Here is a 17900-nt window from a genome sequence, read left to right on the forward strand (position 1 = left end):
ACCCCGGTTCGCGTGTCGGTGGTCTCGGCTGTCCGACGAGCGTTCCCAGGGTTGGTACCGGGGGTGTTTCCAGCGCGTTAAGGTGACGCGCCGTTCTGGCCGGGCTGCTCAGCGACGCGCAGCACGCTCCTGCCGGGTCGACGGGCATGGCGATGTCGGGGTATCCCGTCGATCCGGATACCCCGACATCAGTGAACACGTGTCGATCACGGCCTGGGAGCGGCCGGGATCACCTCATATTGGCGACCACGAACGGCGCGTGGCCGTGCAGGTAGTTGTTCCACCCCCCGGTGACCGGTGCGCCGGGGCTGAGCAGGTTGGTGGTGTCGGTGCCGACGTCGAGCTTCCACGCGGTCCAGGAGATGCCGTTGGTCTTCATCCAGTCGATCCAGGACTGCGCCTCCGGCAGGCAGGATCGGCCGTCCAGGCCACCGTCGGCGTGGCTGGCGCCCCACTCCGTCACGAACAGCGCCAGGCCGGCGCGGATCGCCGCATCGCCCTTGGCCCGCAGCGACGCGCCGTGCGTGCACGAGTAGAAGTGCAGCGTGTACATCAGGTTGGTGCCGGTGACCGGGCTGGCCGCCGCGACGTCCACGTCCTGCGACCAGGTCGGGGTGCCGAGCACGACGATGTTGTCCGGGTCGGCGGCGCGGATCGCGGAGACCACCGCCTGGTGGTACGGCTTGATGACGTTGGTCCAGCTCACCTGCAACGGCTCGTTGTAGGGCTCCCAGATGACGTTGGGCAGGTGACCGTAGCGGCGGGCCAGATCACCGAAGAACGCCACCGCCTGGGACTGGTTGTTCTGCGCCTCGTGGGCGTGCCAGTCGACGATCACGTACACACCGGCGGTGACCGCGTTGTTGATGATGGTCTCCACCTGTGCACGCGCCTTGGCCGGGTCACTGAGGTACGCGCCCGCCGGCTCCACGCCCATCGCCGCGCGGATCACCTGGAGATTCCAGTTGTCGCGCATCCAGGTCAGCGCGGAGAGGTTCTCGGCGTACGGGGCGGTCTCCCAGTTGAGCCACATGCTGCTGATGCCGCGCAGCTGCACCCGTGCGCCGGTCTTGTCGCACATCGTCGTGCCGCAGACCCGCAGCTGCCCGTACCGCTCGACCGGGGTGCCGGTGGTCGGTGGCGGGGTCGTGGGCGGTGGCGTCGTGGGCGGTGGGGTCGTGGGCGGTGGCGTCGTGGGGGGCGGCGTGGTCGGGGGTGGGCCACCGGCGCACGACGCGCCGTTCACCGTGCAGTTGACCGGGGTGCCGGAGCCGTTGACGAGGAAACCGAACGACGTCGAGGCGCCCGCGGCGAGGGTGCCGTTCCAGGACACGTTGGTGAAGGTGTAGCGGCTGCCGGAGGTCGACTGCTGCGCGTTCCACGACTGGCTGACGGTCGAGGAGGACGGCAGGTCGAACTCGACCCGCCAGCTCGTGATCTGTGCGGAGGTGTCGTTGGTGACGGTGATCTGCCCCTGGTAGCCGTTGCCCCAGTTGTTCGTCACGGAGAACACGGCGGTCGCCGCGCTGGCCGGGGTGGCGGTGATGGCCACCCCACCGGCCAGCAGGCCGGCGACGGCCAGGGTCGTGACAAGTCTCAGTGCGCGCATGCGGAACCCGCTTCGGATCGACGGTGGTGGTCTGAGGCGGGGCGGCGCCTTCGCGCACAATATCGATCAATGCCAATGCAGGCAAGGCGGGGGCACCAGGACCCGAGGCCGCTGAGCCCCCTCGGGTAGGTGCGGGTCGGCAGCGCTGGTCGTAGCGTGGGGCGCATGCGAACCACCACGCTGGGCAGCGCAGGTCCCGAGGTCGGCGTCATCGGCCTCGGGTGCATGGGCATGAGCCACGGATACGACATCAGCGGTCCCCGCGACGACGACACCTCGATCTCGGTCATCCACCAGGCGCTCGACCTGGGCGCGACCCTGATCGACACGTCGGACGTGTACGGGCCGTACACCAACGAGGAACTGGTTGGGCGGGCGCTGGTCGGTGGCCACCGGGAGCGGGCCGTCCTGGCGACGAAGGTCGGCCTGGTGGCGACCTCCCCCACCGGTGGTCCCGGCAACTCGCCGAAGATCGGCAACAACGGCCGTCCGGAGCACATCCGCGCGGCGATCGACGACAGCCTGCGCCGGCTCGGCACCGACCACGTCGACCTCTACCAGTTGCATCGGGTCGACCCGGAGGTGCCCATCGAGGACTCCTGGGGCGCGATGGCGGAGGTCGTGGCGGCGGGCAAGGCGCGGCAGATCGGGCTGTCCGAGGTGACGGTGGCCCAGATCAAGCGAGCCCAGTCGGTGCACCCGGTGGCGTCGGTGCAGTCCGAGTTGTCGCTGTGGACCCGCGACCCGCTGGCTGAGGTGCTGCCGTACTGCGCCGAGCACGGCATCGCCTTCCTGCCGTTCTCCCCGCTCGGTCGCGGTTTCCTCGCCGGCCGGTTCACCTCGTTCGACGACCTGCCCGCCGACGACTTCCGTCGTGGCCTGCCGCGTTTCCAGCAGGATGCGCTACGCGCCAACCTCGCCATCGTCGCCCGGGTCCGGGAGATCGCGGACCGGGCCGGCGTCACGTCCGCGCAGGTCGCGCTCGCCTGGGTGGTCGCCCAGGGTGACCAGGTCATTCCGATCCCCGGGACCAAGACCCCGAAGTACCTGGCGGACAACTGCGCCGCCGGCGACGTCCGACTCGGCGCCGAGGACCTGGCCGACCTGGACGCCCTGCCCGCACCCGAGGGCGGTCGCTACTGACAGCCCGGCGGCCCGGCTCCACTCAGCTGGGCCGCCGGACCGCCACGGGCGGGCCGAACCTGACCCCGACACCGGGCGAGTAGAGCACGCTGACCGGCGGGCCGACCGGTGCCGGCAGCCCGGCGGCGGCAATCAGCTCGTCGTCGAGGTGCAGCACCTCGGCCCGGTGCAGCGGCCAGCGCGGGTGCCAGTTCGGCAGGTGCAGCGTGCGCCCGTACGCCCGGGTGTGCAGCCCCCAGCGGGCGGTGACGAAATGCTCAAGGGGCGTCGGGTCGTCGACCTGCTCCCCCACCCGCACCACCATCCGGCTCGTCGTGCCCGCCGGGCCCGGCCAGCGTCGCCGGCACCGGTAGGTGAGGCGGTCACCGTCGCGGTCCATCCGCATCGACGACCAGAGGTACGGCAGCCGCAGCGTCGCCCGTGCCACCAGCACCGGCACCAGGCGGGACGCGTCGAGCGACCGGAACACGACGGCCCGCCGGCCGAGGTCGTCGACCGAGTAGAGCCGGACGTTGGTCTCCCAGAAGGTGCCGAAGTACGGCACACCGGGGCCCCGCCCGAAGCCCAGCCCCACCATCCGGAAGCCGATCAGCCCGACGTGGCTGACGCCGTCCAGCGTGTCCGGACGGGTTCCGGCCGGCAGCAGCGGTGCGACGAGCGCCGGGTCGACGGCCCAGTGCAGGAAGGTGAGGTCCTCCCAGCGCTGGCCCAGGACCGCCCAGGGGAACGACTGCCGGGGCGAGTGGTCGACCGGTTCGGGGTGCACGCTCTCATCCTCGCCCACGCCGTGGGCCGGCGTGGTCTCAGGCGTGCGGACCGACACTGACGGTGCCGATGGTCAGCGACGCGTTGCCCTCCAGGATCTCGCCGATGCGTTCGACCTCCTCCGCCAGCTCCCGTTGCCGGGCGGCGTCGAGCGTCCGCAACGGCTCGACGGTGACGCGGATCGAGCGGCCGGAGCGGCGTTGATGCCACACCCCGGCGACCACACCGTCCACCAGCAGCACCGGATAGTTGCCGGCCTGGCCACCGGCGAGCGCACGCTCGGCGGCGGCACCGGGGAAGAGCCGTTCGCGGGGGTGGCAGCCGACCGCGTACGCGTCGAAGTAGGGCAGCAGTCGCAGCCCGGACGGCCGGTCGTCGGGGAACCCGGTGTCGTCGGCGGCCACCCAGGTCCGGGTGCCCTCCACTGTCACCTCGGCCAGGTCGAGCGAGTCGAACAGCGACGTCGCCCACCCCGGGGGCACCGCCATCCACCGGGCGAACTGCGCCGGGGTGGCCGGCCCGTACGCGTACAGGTAACTGCGGACGAGTGCGGCCAGGGCGGCGGGACCGGGCATCGGCGCGAAGTCGGGCAGCCACCGGGCCGGGCTGGTGTACGTGCTGACCCGACCGCGATTCGGGCCGAAGCAGATCACTCCGCCTCGGGTGGCGGCGGTCATCGCGGCGATCCACCGAGGCCATTTGTCCTGGAACGCCTCCATGACCAGGTCACCCGCCCACGGGCCGGTGCGGGCGACAATCTCCTCGGTCAGCTCGGCGGTGGTCAGGTCGGCCTCGGCAACCGCCTCGGCAATGGCCGCGAGGACCTGCTCGGTCTGCCGGGGTGTCAGCAGGACCGCACTGCGCTCCCACGAGGGGGTCGGCAACGCGGTCAGCGCGCCGACCCACATCGGCAGGTCCGCTGCGGCGAGCAGGTGCACGGTGCCGCGCGGCCCACGGGTCTTGACCAGCGTGCGGTCCGTCCACAGAGCCCGGCGCACCAGGGCGCGGGTCGCGCCCGGCACCCGCAGCCCGATGGACAGCTCGGCGGCGGATGCGATCTGGGCGTGCGCGCCGCAGATCGTCGACACCACGTCGGCGACGCGTCCGGCGTCCGGTGCCGCCTCCGGTGCCGCGTCCACCACCGGTGTGCCGAGCCGGTGCCGCTGTAGGCGTCGAGCGGACACCTGCGCCCAGCTCAGGTCGGTCATCGCAGGCCCCTGAAGAACGCGCGGATGTCCGCCGCGTGCGCCAGCGGTTCGTCCATGGCCACGAAGTGGCTGCCCGGGTTGCCCTGCGGCCAGTGGACGATGGTGTTGTCCCGTTCGGCGAGGCGGCGCATCAGCGCGGACCCGCCGCCGTACACACCGGACGGCACCCGCCGCTGGCCGGTGGGCCAGGCGAAGCCGCCGTCGTCGGCGACGGTGAGTCGCTCGTACATGGGCCACGACGACGTTCCCGACGTGCCGGTGAACCAGTAGAGGCTCACGTTGGTGAGCAGGTGGTCCCGGTCGATGGCCTGCTCCGGCGTCGGCACCGTCATGGTGAACTCCTTGAACTTCTGCATCATCCAGGCCAGCAGCCCGACCGGCGAGTCGTTCCAGGCGTACGAGAACGTCTGCGGCGCCGCTCGCAGCAGGGCGTGATGGTCCACGCCACTGCTCATCCACTGCTGCATCTGCTCCCACTCGGCGCGTTCCGTCGCGCTCATCTCCGGCACGTCGGCGGCGGTCGGAAAGCCAAACCCACCGTCGATGTGTACGCCGACCACCTGCTCCGGCGCCACCGCCGCCACCCGCGGGGCGACGTACGCACCGAGGTCCCCGCCCTGGGTGCCGTAGCGGTGGTAGCCGAGGTTGGCCATCAGCTCGGCCCACATCCGGGCGAGCCGGTCGATCGTGAACCCGGCCGGCGGCGCCTGCGAGAAACCGTAGCCGGGCACCGACGGCACCACGAGGTGAAACGCCTGCGTGGGGTCCGCGCCGTGGGCGCGCGGGTCGGTCAGCGGGCCGATCAGCTCGGTGAACTCGACCACGGAGTTCGGCCAGCCGTGTGTCAGCAGCAACGGCAGCGCGTCCGGCTCCGGCGAGCGGACGTGCAGCAGGTGCACGTCCAAGCCGTCGATCTCGGTGACGAACTGGGGCAGGTCGTTGAGCCGCGCCTCGTGCGCCCGCCAGTCGTAACCGCTCGCCCAGTGTTCGGTCAGCTCGCGGAGGTAGTCCACCGGCACCCCGCGGCTCCAGCCGGTGCCGGGCAACGAGCGGGGCCACCGGGTGCGGGCGAGCCGGTCACTCAGGTCGTCCAGGTCCGACTGCGGTATGTCGATGCGAAATGGCGTCATGCCGGAAACGCTACGGGCCATATAGGACAGGTTCTGTCACACATCGCTGGCAAGCTGAGGTCATGTCCGACACCCCCGCCCGACTGCTGGGCCTGCTGTCGCTGTTGCAGACGCCGCGCGAGTGGCCCGGCAGCGAACTCGCCACCCGGCTCGGCGTCAGCCTGCGCACCATTCGCCGCGACGTGGAGCGACTGCGCGACCTCGGCTACCCGGTGCAGGCGACGATGGGGGCGATCGGCGGTTACCGCCTGGTGGCCGGCAAGGCGATGCCTCCGCTGTTGCTCGACGACGACGAGGCGGTGGCGATCGCTGTCGGTCTGCGCACCGCCGCCGGTCACGCGGTGGCCGGCATCGAGGAGGCCTCGGTACGGGCGCTGACAAAGCTCGAACAGGTGCTGCCGTCCCGGCTGCGGCACCGCGTCAGCGCACTCGGGGCGGCCACCGAACCGCTGCTCACCTGGGCGGGACCGACGGTCGACCCGGCGCACCTGAGCGCGCTGGCCGGCGCCGTCAACAACCGGGAGCAACTGCGGTTCACCTACCGCCGTCGTGACGGCGTGGACACCGAACGGCTCGTCGAGCCGTACAAGCTGGTGTCGGCGGGTCGACGCTGGTATCTGGTGGGCTACGACAACGACCGCGACGACTGGCGGATCTTCCGGGTCGACCGGATCACCGACCTGCGGCACACCCGGACCCGGGTCGCCGCCCGGCAACTGCCGGCGTCGGACGCCGCCTCGTTCATGACGGAGAAGCTGCTTGAGCTGACGCCCGTCTACCGGGCGGTGGTGACGCTGTACGCGCCGGTCGAGCGGATGGCGGGCCTGCTCGGTGGCGCCGGCGTCGATCTGGAGCCGATCGACGCGACCTCCTGCCGGTTGCGCAGCAACGCTGACACGCTGGAGTGGTTGGCGTGGCGCCTGCTGACTCTCGGTTGCGACGTGGAGGTGCACGAGCCGCCGGAGTTGATCGCGCACCTGCGGCAGCTCGGGGTCCGAGCCACCCGCGCCGCCAGCCCATCCACACCGTAGGACGGCCGCCGAGCCGGGGCATCGGCCCGCCGACCCGCCGTACGCTTGGTCGAGCACAAGCGTACTAAATCGGTATTTCGGGGAGGAACTGGGCGTGACGCAGAGCGACGCGGAACTGGTCGCGCTCGCGCAGGCGGGAGACGCGGCGGCACTCGGAGCGCTGCTGGCCCGGCACGAGGCCGAGATGCGGGCCGTCGCGTTGAGCGTCCTCGGTTACGGCCCGGACGCCGAGGACGCGGTGCAGGACGCCATGGTGGTGGCGCTGCGTCGCATCGGCGAGGTCCGCGACCCCGCCGCCGTCGGCGCGTGGCTGCGTGCCATCGTCCGCAACAACAGTCGGATGACCGTGCGCGGGCCCAGAGCCGTCCCGGTCGCCGAACCGGATTGGTTCGCCCGCCCCGCCGACACACCCACCCCCGAGGAGGCACTGGACCGGGGCGCGATGCGTAACTGGGTGTGGCACGCCATCGGGCAGTTGTCCGAGCCGGACCGGCTGGTCACCCTGTTGCGCTACTTCAGCGACGCGTCGTCGTACGAGCAGATCGCGGCCGTGTGCGGCGTGCCGGTCGGCACCGTCCGCAGCCGCCTCAGCCACGCCCGCCGCGCGCTAGCCGGCGGCCTCCGCGCGGCGGCGACCGCGGCGCACACCGACGTCACCGCGGCGACCGAATCGCGGTGGCGGGAGGGTCGCGACATGATCGCGACGGCGATGGGCGGCGACTTCGACCGGGTGGTTCGTGAGAGCTGGTGGCCGGACGCCGAGATGGTCGTGCCGGGCGGCCCGCGCGGCGGTCGTGACCTGGCGATCCAGGGCATGAACCGAGACCTGACAGCAGGGGTACGCCAACGGCTGCGCAACGTGGCCGCCAGCGGCGACGTGCTGATCTGGGAGACCGACCTGATCAGCCCGCCCGACGACCCGGAGCACTGCCCACCCGCGGCGCTGTGGTTGCAGGTGCTGCGCGAGGGGCGAGTGCGCCGCCTCACCCTCTTCCACCCCGTCCCGGCGCTGGTCTGAAGAAACTTCCCCGACCGAGCGAACTTTTCCTTCGTCCCGCGCATCTGGTCCGCGTCATGCGCCAGTTGCCGTGCGGGCATTCGCCGCACGGGTCTCGGAACGGGAGATAGTTCATGGGTTCCACCAGCCACGACGTCAGCGCCCTCGCACCGGGCGCCCACACCTTCACCGTCGACGGCGTTCGGCAGGTCTACCACGTCGCCGGCACCGGCCCGGTCTGTGTGGCGCACTCCGGCGGCCCCGGCATCGAGTGGGCCTACCTGCGGGCACCGAGCCTGGAAGAGCACTTCACGATGGTGTACGTCGAGCCGGTCGGCACCGGCGCCTCGGGGCGCCTCGACGACGCCGCCGACTACCGTCTCGACACGTACGTCCGGTTCCTGCACGCCGTCGTCGAGCACCTCGACGCACCCCGGGTCCACCTCCTCGGGCACTCGCACGGCGGTTTCGTCGTCCAGCGCTACGCCCTCGCACACCCGGACCGGGTCGCCGGTCTCGCCCTGTACGACACCTCACCCGTCACCGGCGCAGAGTTCTGGGCCGAGGCGATGGCCGGTCTGGCCGCGTACCCGCAGCGGCACCCGGACCGGCCGGAGGCGGCGGCGGTTCCGGCCGCCTTCGGGCAGATCGGCGCGGCGACGGACGACGAGTCGTTGGGGGCCGCCCTGCGTGCCGCCCTCCCGGTGTATTTCGCGGACTTCTGGGGCCGACAGGACGAGTTTGTCCCGTTCCAGGCCGCCGTACGCATCTGGTCGGCGCCGGCCGGCGCGCAGGACCCCACGCCCTTCGACGTACGGGACAACCTCGGCGAGATCACCGTGCCCGTCGTGGTGATCGTGGGCGCGTACGACTTCATCTGCGGTCCCCGCTGGGCCGAGCAGGCGCACGCGGGCCTCAAGGACTCACGGCTGGTCGTGCTGGAGCACAGCGGGCACTTCGGGCACATCGAGCAGCCGACGGAGTTCACCGAGGCCGTGGTGGGGCTGCTGAGCCGCTGACCCGGCACCGGCGTCGCAGCCCGAGGTCCGTTCGTCACAGCGGGCAGGCCTCGGGCTGCGCCGGCGTTGGACGGTCATAGGCTGGGCACTTTGGTGCACCGTGACGAAGAGGAGACCGCCGTGAGCCAGACCGAACGGATGGATTCCGTCGACGAGTGGAACGTGGCCGAGGACGACGGGGTCCTGGACGCCTCGGACACCCTGGACGACGACCGCGTCGGCGACCCCCTCGACACCGGCATCGTCGCCGAGGACCACTGGACGGCGGCGAACCGGTTCGGCACCACGCCGGCCGAGGAGCGGGCGGGCGAGTCCCTGGAGCAGCGCCTCACCCAGGAGGTGCCGGATGTCGACCCGTACGCCGAGGGCGGCGACGACGAGGACGAGCTGACCCGCCGGGGCTACGAGGCCGAGGCGCGCGCCGGCCGTCTCGTCGCGTACGACGAGGGCGTCCGCGAGGACGACGAGGCCGAGTCGGTGGCGTGGGACGCCGGGATCGACGCGGGTGCCGCCAGCGCGGAGGAAGCGGCGGTCCACGTGGTCGAGGACCCGGACGGCCCCGGCGACGGTCCGCTGCGCTGACGATCGTCCGAAAGCGCCGCGCTCACCATCCGTGGATGGTGAGCGCGGCGGGCGGGTTGCTCAGTGGATGACGACGGGCGTCTTGACCAGCTCGCCCTGCGGGTCGTCGAGCTGAGCCGGCTGACGTCGGCGCGGCAGCAGGGCCGCAGGGATGAACGTGAGCACGACCAGCGCGAACGCGACCCAGAACGTGGTGGCGAACGACTTGGCGGCGAAGTCGAGCCCTCGTTCGATGATGGACGGGTCCACCGGCATCTGCTGGAGCAGCTCCGGCCGCTGCTGGGAGGCGATGGCCAGCCCGGCCTCGGTGACCGGCTTGCCGCTCTCGTCCACCAGGCCGGGGATCGGCCGGGAGCCGTTCAGCTCGTTGGTGAGGATCACCGACATCACGGCAGCGCCGACCGACCCGCCGATCTGCTGGAGGATGTTGACCAGGGTGGAGCCGCGTGCCACCTCCTGAGCCTGCAACGTCCGCAACGCGGACGTCATGATCGGCATCATCGTGCCGCCCATGCCCAGGCCCATCACGAACAGCGACCCGCCGAGCAGCCAGTACGAGGTCTGCGGGTCGACCTGGGTGAAGCTGAAGAACCCGACGACGATGAGCCCCAGCGCGAACGGCACGGTGCGGCCGATCGGCACCCGGTCGGCCAACGTGCCGGCGATCGGCATGGTGATCATCGCGCCGATGCCCTGCGGGGCCATCAGCAGACCGGCCGCCAGCGTTGTCTCGCCGCGCACCTGGAGGAAGTAGCTCGGGAACAGCAGGCCGGCGCCCATGAACGCGATGATGAACACGAACAAAGTCAGCGACGCGATGGTCAGGCTGCGGTTGCGGAACAGCCGCAGGTCGAGCAGCGGGTGCCGGGGCTTGAACGAGTAGAGCACGAACGCCACCACCAGCGCGCCACCGACGAGCATCGGGGCCCAGACCTTGGCCTCGGTGAAGGTGCCCGCCTCCGGCAGCGACGAGACGCCGTAGAGGAAGAGCGCCAGGCCCGGCGAGAGCATGAGCATGCCGACGAAGTCGAACGACTCGGACGGCTCGGGGGCGTCCTTCGGCAGCGCCATCTGCGCGTAGATCAGTGCGACGACGCCGATCGGCAGGTTGATCAGGAAGATCCAGTGCCAGCTCGCGGTGTCGATCAACCAGCCGCCGAGGATCGGGCCACCGATCGGCCCGAGCAGCATCGGGATGCCGAGGACGGCCATCAGTCGGCCGATCCGGTGCGGCCCCGCCGCGCGGGTCATGATGGTCATGCCCAGCGGCATGAGCATGCCGCCGCCGAGGCCCTGAAGCACGCGGTAGCCGATCAGCTCGCCGATCGTGTCGGCCGTGGCGCACAGACCCGAGCCGATGGTGAACAGGGCCAACGCCACCATGTAGAGGCGTTTGGTGCCGAACCGGTCGGCCGCCCAACCGCTGAGCGGGATCACGGTGGCCAGGGCCAGGGTGTAGGCGGTCATCGTCCACGCGACGCGGGCGTACGACGCGTCGAACTCGCTCTGGAAGGTGGGCAGCGCCACGCTGACCACCGTCACGTCGAGGATCGACATGATCGCGCCGAGGACGACGACGCCCGCCACCTTGAGCACCGCGGCGTCGAGTTTGTCCGCTGTCGCGACGGATTGCTGTGTCACTGACTCTCCTGAAGTCGATTGAGCCGGCCAATGGTGGGCGGTGGCGGCGATGCCGCGCCGACCAGGCGCGGGGCGCGACGTGCCAGGACGACGACGCGCGCAGGCAGACTAACTGTCGGTTGTGACGATTCGCCGCCGGTTTTCGTGACCGCCGGGCCGCGTATCCGAACGGCCGTCCATTTACAGCCACTCGTCGGGGTGGCGACCAACCAGCAGAACCACCAGCCGGACGGGCAGCGGTCCGGATCAGCCCGGCCCTCGACCAGCAGCACCGAGCCGGCCAAGGTCAGGGCGACAGCAGCGTGCGGATCCTGGTCCCGCGCCTCTCCTCGCCTCGGTGGCCGGGCGGAATCAGGGCGTGCTGTGCTGGCTACCGGGGGGATCGTTCTGTGCTCGTGGTGCTCACGTTCGTCGGTGGTAGTGGTTGCGACGGGGTAGTTGTTCGGGGTCGAGCCAGGCCGGTGGGACGAATTCTGGGTGGCCGTCGCCTGCCAGGCGCACGGTCCATTCACTGTGGTGCAGGTGCCGGTGATGGTGGCCGCAGAGCAGGACGGCGTTGGTGAGGCTGGTCTGGCCGCCGTCGGCCCAGTGCTCGATGTGGTGTGCGTCGCACCAGCGCGGTGGTCGATCGCAGCCCGGGAAGGCGCAGCCACCGTCCCGCAGCACCAGGGCTCGCCGGAGGGTGCCGGTGATGAGACGGCGTTGCCGGCCGATGTCGAGTGGCTGGCCGGCTCCGCTGAGGACGGCGGGAAGGATGCCTGCGTCGCAGGCGAGTCGGCGCACGGCCTCGGGGGTGAGGTGCAGGCCGGTGTCGATAGTGCCGCTGCCCAGTTGCCGGGTCAACCCGTCGTAGCTGGTGGTGACGACGACCTGGGCGCAATCGCCGCCGTGCTCGGGCAGCTCGCCGGTGCGCAGGGCGAGGCGGCACACATCGCTGAGGGCGTCGTGCCGGCGCTGCCCGGGAGAGCGCTGGTCATCAGGGCCCGACGGTGCGCTCAGGGGGTCGATGGCGGCGCGGAGCAGCCCGGCTGTCTCGGTGTCGAGGATGCCGGTGAGTCGCAGACGGCCGTCGGTGAGGGTGGAGAGGGTGAGGTGGCGGTCGCGGGTCGCGCGGCGGGCTTCGGCGTCCAGGGCGGCCTTTGCGGCGGCATCGGCGATGTCGGGTGCGACGTGGTCGAGGATGCGGGTGCTGAGTTTGCGGAGAAGGGTGGGGTCGAATTGCCCGGCCCACTCGACGAGCACTCCGAGGGCCTTGTCAGCGGCCTCGGGACCGGCGGCGGTCTGCACGGTGTCGATCGTGTCGGTGATGACCCGGGCCTGCTCCACGGTGATGTGGCCATCGGCCAGTGCGTGACGTACGCCAGGGTTGCCGGTGTCCAGGACGGCGGCGAGGTCGACGAGGCGGCGAGCGGCCGGGATGGTGAGGCGTAACCGTTCGCGGAGCCAGACCGCGGTGGAGGAGGCACCCTGCGTGGTGGCGGTGCCTCGGCCGTCGAGCTCACGGATCAGGGCCAGCTTCACCGCCGCGAGTCGCTGCTCGATGCGGTACGCGGTGTCGAGCGCGGCGATCAGCTCGCCCTCTGGCAGTGCCCAGATGGCCGTGTCGGCGCAGGCCGCGATGGCATCCTCTGCCTGCGGCAACTCCTCGACCATGACCTGAATCTAGAACACGTGTACGACACTTTCAGTCATCATGATCGATCCGTAGCAGGCCCACCTGGCCCTCATCGCCGCCATCTGGCTGCCATGATCGACAAAGGACCTAGTTGCTGCGTTTGCCGGCGTCGAGGGCAGCCTGCTCCACCCGCTGGCGGTGGTCCAGCCACCACGACTCGTCGGCGGGGGGCAGGGTGTCGTTGCTGGGCAGCAGCCCGGCCGCGCCGTCGATGAGTTCGCGCACGATGTCAGCGTGGCCGGCGTGCCGTTGTGTTTCCGCGATGACGTGAACCAGGACGTGGTGCAACGTGACCGCTGCGTCACCCCACCACGGCACGCGGCCGACCTCGTCCAGCGCGAGGGCTTCGATGGTGGTGTCGGCGTGGGCGATCGCGCGACGGTACACCCCGACGATCTCCTCGCGGGTCTCATCCGCGGTCGCCCACATGTCGGCATTGGCCTCCGCACCGTCGCCGACGTACGCCAGCTCCTGGTCGAACGGTCGGCCGAACACGACGCCGAAGTAGAGGATCTCCATGGCCGCCGCGTGCTTCACCAGACCGAGCAGGTTGGTCCCGGTCGGGGTCAATGGACGCCGAATATCGTATTCACCGAGCCCGTCGAGCTTCCACAGCAGCGTGTCGCGGCCGCCCCTCAAGTAACTGTGCAGGTCTGCCTTCATCGCGGCACTATGGCATCCGGCCGGGTGTCGGCGCCGCCCCGGACGATCCGCGGACCTCATGACCGGCAGGCCAGCGCACCTAGACGGTGACCACCGGCACGGCGGCGGTCAGCGCCCAGTCGTGCCCGATGTCGGCGGCGGCGCGCAGCAGCCTCGGCAGATGCTCTTCCCGCAGGGTCTCCAGCGAGGTCTCGGCCGCGTGCACTGTCACGTTGATGGCGGCGACGACACGCCCGTCGCCGTCGCGTACGCCGGTCGCGACGGACCGGATTCCCGGGGCCAGGTCCTGGTCGGCGAGGGCCCAGCCCTTCGCCCGCACCTCGCGCAGCACGGCGTCGAGGTCGCCCGGAGAGGGCTGCCAGCGTGGTGTGATGCCGGAGCGGGTCGGCTCGGCGAGCACGGCGGCCAGGGTTTCCGGTGGCAGTGCCGCGAGCAGCACCTTGCCCATCGAGGTCGCGGGAGCCGGGAACCGGGTGCCGATGGTGACGCCGAGCGTCACGATCTTCGGGACGGCCACCCGGGCGACGTAGACGATGTCGCTGCCGTCCAGCTGTGCCATCGAGGTCGACTCGTTGGTCTGGGCGACCAGCTTCTCCATGTGCGGGCGGGCCACGTCCCACATGTTCAGCGCGTTGACGTACGCCATCCCCAGCTCCAGGACGCGCGGCGTGAGGGTGTGGCCACGGCCGACCGCGCGGACGTAGCCCAGCGATTCGAGCGTGATGAGGATGCGCCGGACGGTGGGCCGGGCGAGGCCGGTGGCGGCGGCGATCTCGCTGAGCGTCATCGACGGGCAGGCCGGACGGAAGGAGCGCAGGACGTCGAGGCCACGGGCGAGAGCCTCGATGAAGTCGGGCCCGGCGCCCCTTCCGTTGTCACTCATGTCCTAATGCTTCCATTGCGCCGAGCCGGCGTCCCACTCGGTGTACTGGTAGGGGTTCTCCAGGATCGCGGTCTCGGGGACGTCCGGGTTCATGCCCCGCTGCCACGCCTCCTCCCCCATCGTCTCGCGGAGGTGGTCGATGGTCGACGCCACCGCGGCCCGCGCGGCGGCGAGGTCGACGCCGACGAGGCGGCCGTCCTGCTTGACGATTCGCCCACCGACCAGCACGGTGTGCACGTCGCCGCGCTGGGCCTGGAAGACGACGTGACCGTGCGGGTTCAGGATCGGGAACATCACCGGCGACGCGTCGTTCTTGATCAGAACCACGTCGGCCTGTCGGCCGGCGGTGAGGGCGCCGATCGTGGAGTCCATGCCGAGCGCGCGGGCGCCGCCTCGGGTGGCCCACTCGACGACCTGCTCGGCGCGCAGGTGACAGTGGGTGATGGTCTCCTGCTTGGCGTGCGCCTCCAGGTGCTCGCGGGAGCGGTCCGCGCCGAGCGTGCTCCGCATCGCCGAGAAGAGGTCGCCGCTCCACCACACGCTGGTGTCCATCGACAGCGACACCGGGATGTCGTGGTGGCGCAACTGCCAGGTGGGCGGGTAGCCCTGACCGGCGCTCTGCTCGCTCTCGGTGGAGACGGAGACGGAGCCGCCGGTCGCGGCGATCCGGTTGTACGAGTCGTGGGTGAGCGTCGCCGCGTGCACGTAGACCGTCGACGGGGTCATGAACCCGTTCTCGTGCATCAGCCGGATGCCGTCGTCGTTGGTGGCGCCCCAGACTCCGGCGTGGGTGGTCACCGCGGCGCCCAACTCCCGGGCCACCTCGAAGGCGGCCCGCTCCGGGAAGGCCGGGTCGCCGGTGACGTCGAACGCCATCTGAAAGCCGGCCAGCTTGCCGCCGTCGATGCGGCGGCGGTGGAAGTCGCGGAACTCCGGCGAGGTGGCCCACTGCCAGGGCCCCTGCTGGATGTTTCCGTAGGCGAGCACGAACCGTCCGTCGACCGCCTCCAGGGCGTCCACTGCCGCGTCGGCGTGCTCAGGCGTCTGGAGCCCGTGTGACCAGTCGACGGTGGTGGTGACACCCGCGTCGATCGCCTCGATGGCGCCGAGCAGGTTGCCGGCGTAGACGTCCTCGGGACGGAACAGCTTGCCGGATTCGAGGTAGTACCAGACGAAGTACTGGGTCAGGGTCCAGTCGGCGCCGTACCCACGCATGGCGGTCTGCCACATGTGCCGGTGGGTGTCGACCATGCCCGGCATCAGGATGCCGCCGGTGGCGTCGATCTCCAGGGCGTCGTCGGGCGCGGTGAGGCCGACGCCGACCTCCGCGATCCGGTCGCCGACGACCAGCACGTCGGCGCCGGGCAGCACCGTGTGGGCGTCGTCCATGGTGAGAACCAGGCCGTTTCGGAAGACCACCGGCCGGTCGGTTGCGCTCATCGCCACCCATTCCTTTCCGGGGTACGAGGGGAGTCCGGACTCTTGTCCGCTGTGCGGCCAGCCCGAGTGGCGCAAGTGTGGTCCCGGTCACGAGACGTGTCAAGAGCGTGTTTCCGCGCGATGAACGCACCGTTGACAGGCCCCCTGCGGTGTCGCAAGCTGTTCCGGCGGACAGGTGTCCGCAGGACGGGCGGAAACATGGTGCAGCAATCGACGGGGCCACTGGCCGGCCTGCTCGTCGCGGACTTCTCCCGGATCCTCGCCGGGCCGTACGCGACGATGCTCCTGGCCGACCTGGGCGCACAGGTGATCAAAGTGGAGAGTCCCGGTGGCGACGACACCCGCACCTGGATGCCGCCCACCCGCGACGGCGTCTCGACGTACTACCTCGGCATCAACCGCAACAAGCGGTCGGTCGCCCTGGATCTTAAGAAGCCGGACGACGTGGCCGCCGCGCAGGAGCTGGCCCGCCGCGCCGACGTGATGATCGAGAACTTCCGGCCGGGCGGCCTCGCCCGGTTCGGCCTCGACTACGACAGCGTCGCCGCGAGCAACAACAGGATCGTGTACGCGAGCATCAGCGGTTTCGGCACCGGCGCGGGTAGGGACTTCCCCGGCTACGACCTGATGGTGCAGGCGATCTCGGGCCTGATGAGCCTCACCGGCGACCCGGACGGCTCGCCGTACCGGGCCGGGATCTCCGTCTTCGACGTCATGGCCGGGCTGCACGCGAACATCGGCATCCTCGCCGCGCTGCGCCACCGTGGCGAGACCGGGCGGGGTCAGCACGTCGAGGTCAACCTGCTCAGCTCGGCGCTGTCCGGGCTGGTCAACCACTCCAGCGGCTACGTCGCCGGCGGCACCGTCCCGTTCCGGATGGGCAACGCGCACCCCAGCCTCTTCCCGTACGAGCCGCTGCCCACCGCCGACGGCGAGCTGATCGTCATCGCCGGCAACGACGGGCAGTTCCGCAAGCTCTGCCAGGTGCTCGACCTGCCCGAACTGCCCGACGACCCGCGCTTCGGGCGCAACCAGGACCGCACCGCCAACCGCGAGGAGCTGCGGCCGCTGCTGGTGCAACGACTCGCCCAGCGGACCAAGGACGAGTGGTTCCGGGACCTGCTCGCCGCGGGCGTCCCCTGCGCGCCGATCAACACCATCGACGGCGGCGTGGCGCTCGCCGAGGAGCTGGGGCTCGACCCGGTCGTGGCCGTCGGTGACGTGCCCGGCGTCCGCAACCCCATCACCTTCTCCGACACCCCGGCGCGCTACGAGCTGCCGCCGCCCGGGCTCGACGAACACGGCGAGGAGATCCGCGCGTGGCTGAAGAACTGAGCTTTCCGACCGGGATCGGCACGTCCGACCCGACGAGCATCTCCCTGCTCGGGCAGGACCTGGCCGGCGACCTGATGGGCGAGGTCGGCTTCGGCGAGCTGGCGTACTGGCTGGTCGCCGGCCGCCGGCCCACCCGGGGTGAGGTGCGGGTCTTCGAGGCGGTGCTGGTGGCACTCGCCGATCACGGCTTCACACCGACAGCGATCGCGGCCCGGCTGACGTACCTGTCGGCGCCGGAGTCGTTGCAGGGCGCGCTCGCCGCCGGCCTGCTCGGCGGCGGCTCCCGCTTCCTCGGTGTCACCGAGGACTGTGGACGCTTCCTCGCCGACACCCTCGCGGGGGCCGGTGAGGTGACCGACTACGACGCGCTGGCGCTCGACGCGGTCACCCGGGCCAGGCAGGAGCGCCGACTGGTCCCCGGGCTCGGGCATCCGGTGCACAAGGAGCAGGACCCGCGCACGCCCGTGCTGATCCGGATCGCCACCGAGGAGGGTCTGCACGGCCCGCACCTGCGGCTGTTCGAGGCGATCGGGCGGGTGCACCCGCAGGTGCTCGGCCGGACCCTGCCCCTCAACGGCGCCGGGGTCTGCGGCGCGGCGCTCGCCGACCTCGGGCTCCCCGTCGAGATGCTGCGCGGTTTCGCCCTGCTGGCCCGCGCGGCGGGGCTGCTCGGGCACCTCGCCGAGGAGCGGCGCCGCCCGCTCGGCATGGACATCTACCGCACCGTGGACCGCAACGCCGTCTACGAGCCCTGATCCCCCTCTGCTGCCAGCGAAAGG

The 17900-nt window shown here is 71.2% G+C and carries 16 protein-coding genes; 7 read left to right on the plus strand and 9 right to left on the minus strand.

The features are described from left to right. Positions 1 to 229: 229 nt before the first annotated feature. Positions 230 to 1609 carry a cellulase family glycosylhydrolase gene (locus GA0070619_RS14755; protein WP_088948599.1) on the minus strand — a complete coding sequence of 460 codons (1380 nt, stop codon included), beginning with the start codon at positions 1607 to 1609 and terminating at the stop codon, positions 230 to 232. A 165-nt stretch (positions 1610 to 1774) separates the two neighbouring features. Here GA0070619_RS14755 and GA0070619_RS14760 point away from each other — a divergent pair, with 165 nt between their 5' ends. Beyond that, the gene (locus tag GA0070619_RS14760) at positions 1775 to 2752 is read left to right on the plus strand and encodes an aldo/keto reductase (RefSeq protein WP_088948600.1); all 978 of its coding nucleotides are present in this window, start codon (positions 1775 to 1777) and stop codon (positions 2750 to 2752) included. Positions 2753 to 2774: 22 nt separating this feature from the next. Here GA0070619_RS14760 and GA0070619_RS14765 read toward each other — a convergent pair whose 3' ends face one another. From GA0070619_RS14765 to GA0070619_RS14775, 3 genes are read right to left on the minus strand one after another with little or no spacing between them, the layout of a single operon-like run. Then, complete coding sequence (locus GA0070619_RS14765) at positions 2775 to 3518, minus strand: YqjF family protein (protein ID WP_088951809.1); 744 nt, start codon at positions 3516 to 3518, stop codon at positions 2775 to 2777. A gap of 37 nt (positions 3519 to 3555) precedes the next feature. Then, positions 3556 to 4725 carry a winged helix DNA-binding domain-containing protein gene (locus GA0070619_RS14770; protein ID WP_088948601.1) on the minus strand — a complete coding sequence of 390 codons (1170 nt, stop codon included), beginning with the start codon at positions 4723 to 4725 and terminating at the stop codon, positions 3556 to 3558. Then, positions 4722 to 5855, minus strand: coding sequence for an epoxide hydrolase family protein (locus GA0070619_RS14775; RefSeq protein WP_088948602.1), 1134 nt, complete (start codon positions 5853 to 5855; stop codon positions 4722 to 4724). Before GA0070619_RS14775 ends, GA0070619_RS14770 begins: the two co-directional genes overlap by 4 nt. A 62-nt stretch (positions 5856 to 5917) precedes the next feature. Here GA0070619_RS14775 and GA0070619_RS14780 point away from each other — a divergent pair, with 62 nt between their 5' ends. The 4 genes from GA0070619_RS14780 (at position 5918) to GA0070619_RS14795 (ending at position 9484) form a co-directional block, all read left to right on the plus strand. Next, on the plus strand, positions 5918 to 6886 hold the full coding sequence (locus GA0070619_RS14780; RefSeq protein ID WP_088948603.1) for a helix-turn-helix transcriptional regulator: 969 nt from the start codon (positions 5918 to 5920) through the stop codon (positions 6884 to 6886). Between the two features lie 94 nt (positions 6887 to 6980). Next, positions 6981 to 7904 carry an RNA polymerase sigma factor gene (locus GA0070619_RS14785; protein WP_088948604.1) on the plus strand — a complete coding sequence of 308 codons (924 nt, stop codon included), beginning with the start codon at positions 6981 to 6983 and terminating at the stop codon, positions 7902 to 7904. Positions 7905 to 8017: 113 nt separating this feature from the next. Continuing rightward, positions 8018 to 8902, plus strand: coding sequence for an alpha/beta fold hydrolase (locus GA0070619_RS14790; RefSeq protein WP_088948605.1), 885 nt, complete (start codon positions 8018 to 8020; stop codon positions 8900 to 8902). 120 nt (positions 8903 to 9022) lie between these two features. After that, entirely contained in the window at positions 9023 to 9484 is a 462-nt protein-coding gene (locus tag GA0070619_RS14795; RefSeq protein WP_088951810.1) for a DUF5709 domain-containing protein, read from the plus strand. A gap of 60 nt (positions 9485 to 9544) precedes the next feature. On the opposite strand, the gene GA0070619_RS14800 is transcribed toward GA0070619_RS14795, so the two are convergent. The 5 genes from GA0070619_RS14800 to GA0070619_RS14820 form a co-directional block, all read right to left on the minus strand. Next, complete coding sequence (locus tag GA0070619_RS14800; RefSeq protein ID WP_088948606.1) at positions 9545 to 11125, minus strand: DHA2 family efflux MFS transporter permease subunit; 1581 nt, start codon at positions 11123 to 11125, stop codon at positions 9545 to 9547. A 402-nt stretch (positions 11126 to 11527) separates the two neighbouring features. Next, entirely contained in the window at positions 11528 to 12778 is a 1251-nt protein-coding gene (locus tag GA0070619_RS14805) for an HNH endonuclease signature motif containing protein (protein WP_088948607.1), read from the minus strand. Between the two features lie 109 nt (positions 12779 to 12887). Next, positions 12888 to 13463: a DinB family protein gene (locus GA0070619_RS14810; protein WP_088948608.1), complete on the minus strand. Its 576-nt coding sequence runs from the start codon at positions 13461 to 13463 to the stop codon at positions 12888 to 12890. 79 nt (positions 13464 to 13542) lie between these two features. Then, the gene (locus GA0070619_RS14815; protein WP_088948609.1) at positions 13543 to 14346 is read right to left on the minus strand and encodes an IclR family transcriptional regulator domain-containing protein; all 804 of its coding nucleotides are present in this window, start codon (positions 14344 to 14346) and stop codon (positions 13543 to 13545) included. Positions 14347 to 14349: 3 nt separating this feature from the next. Continuing rightward, the gene (locus GA0070619_RS14820; RefSeq protein ID WP_088948610.1) at positions 14350 to 15786 is read right to left on the minus strand and encodes an amidohydrolase family protein; all 1437 of its coding nucleotides are present in this window, start codon (positions 15784 to 15786) and stop codon (positions 14350 to 14352) included. Between the two features lie 198 nt (positions 15787 to 15984). On the opposite strand from GA0070619_RS14820, the gene GA0070619_RS14825 reads away from it, so the two are divergent. Both GA0070619_RS14825 and GA0070619_RS14830 read left to right on the plus strand, forming a co-directional pair. Next, complete coding sequence (locus GA0070619_RS14825) at positions 15985 to 17121, plus strand: CaiB/BaiF CoA transferase family protein (RefSeq protein WP_088948611.1); 1137 nt, start codon at positions 15985 to 15987, stop codon at positions 17119 to 17121. Then, positions 17106 to 17876 (plus strand): citryl-CoA lyase, encoded by a 771-nt coding sequence (locus tag GA0070619_RS14830; RefSeq protein ID WP_088951811.1) that lies wholly within the window; start codon positions 17106 to 17108, stop codon positions 17874 to 17876. The genes GA0070619_RS14825 and GA0070619_RS14830 overlap by 16 nt, the downstream gene beginning before the upstream one ends. Positions 17877 to 17900: the final 24 nt, after the last annotated feature.

It is taken from the genome of Micromonospora zamorensis (assembly GCF_900090275.1).
GTDB classification, from domain to species: domain Bacteria; phylum Actinomycetota; class Actinomycetes; order Mycobacteriales; family Micromonosporaceae; genus Micromonospora; species Micromonospora zamorensis.

What these genes read in the sequence shown, in the direction of transcription:
- GA0070619_RS14755 (WP_088948599.1), bottom strand. Translation starts at nt 1,609, where the DNA reads ATGCGCGCACTGAGACTTGTCACGACCCTGGCCGTCGCCGGCCTGCTG.
- GA0070619_RS14760 (WP_088948600.1), top strand. Translation starts at nt 1,775, where the DNA reads ATGCGAACCACCACGCTGGGCAGCGCAGGTCCCGAGGTCGGCGTCATC.
- GA0070619_RS14770 (WP_088948601.1), bottom strand. Translation starts at nt 4,725, where the DNA reads ATGACCGACCTGAGCTGGGCGCAGGTGTCCGCTCGACGCCTACAGCGG.
- GA0070619_RS14775 (WP_088948602.1), bottom strand. Translation starts at nt 5,855, where the DNA reads ATGACGCCATTTCGCATCGACATACCGCAGTCGGACCTGGACGACCTG.
- GA0070619_RS14780 (WP_088948603.1), top strand. Translation starts at nt 5,918, where the DNA reads ATGTCCGACACCCCCGCCCGACTGCTGGGCCTGCTGTCGCTGTTGCAG.
- GA0070619_RS14790 (WP_088948605.1), top strand. Translation starts at nt 8,018, where the DNA reads ATGGGTTCCACCAGCCACGACGTCAGCGCCCTCGCACCGGGCGCCCAC.
- GA0070619_RS14805 (WP_088948607.1), bottom strand. Translation starts at nt 12,778, where the DNA reads ATGGTCGAGGAGTTGCCGCAGGCAGAGGATGCCATCGCGGCCTGCGCC.
- GA0070619_RS14810 (WP_088948608.1), bottom strand. Translation starts at nt 13,463, where the DNA reads ATGAAGGCAGACCTGCACAGTTACTTGAGGGGCGGCCGCGACACGCTG.
- GA0070619_RS14815 (WP_088948609.1), bottom strand. Translation starts at nt 14,346, where the DNA reads ATGAGTGACAACGGAAGGGGCGCCGGGCCCGACTTCATCGAGGCTCTC.
- GA0070619_RS14820 (WP_088948610.1), bottom strand. Translation starts at nt 15,786, where the DNA reads ATGAGCGCAACCGACCGGCCGGTGGTCTTCCGAAACGGCCTGGTTCTC.
- GA0070619_RS14825 (WP_088948611.1), top strand. Translation starts at nt 15,985, where the DNA reads ATGGTGCAGCAATCGACGGGGCCACTGGCCGGCCTGCTCGTCGCGGAC.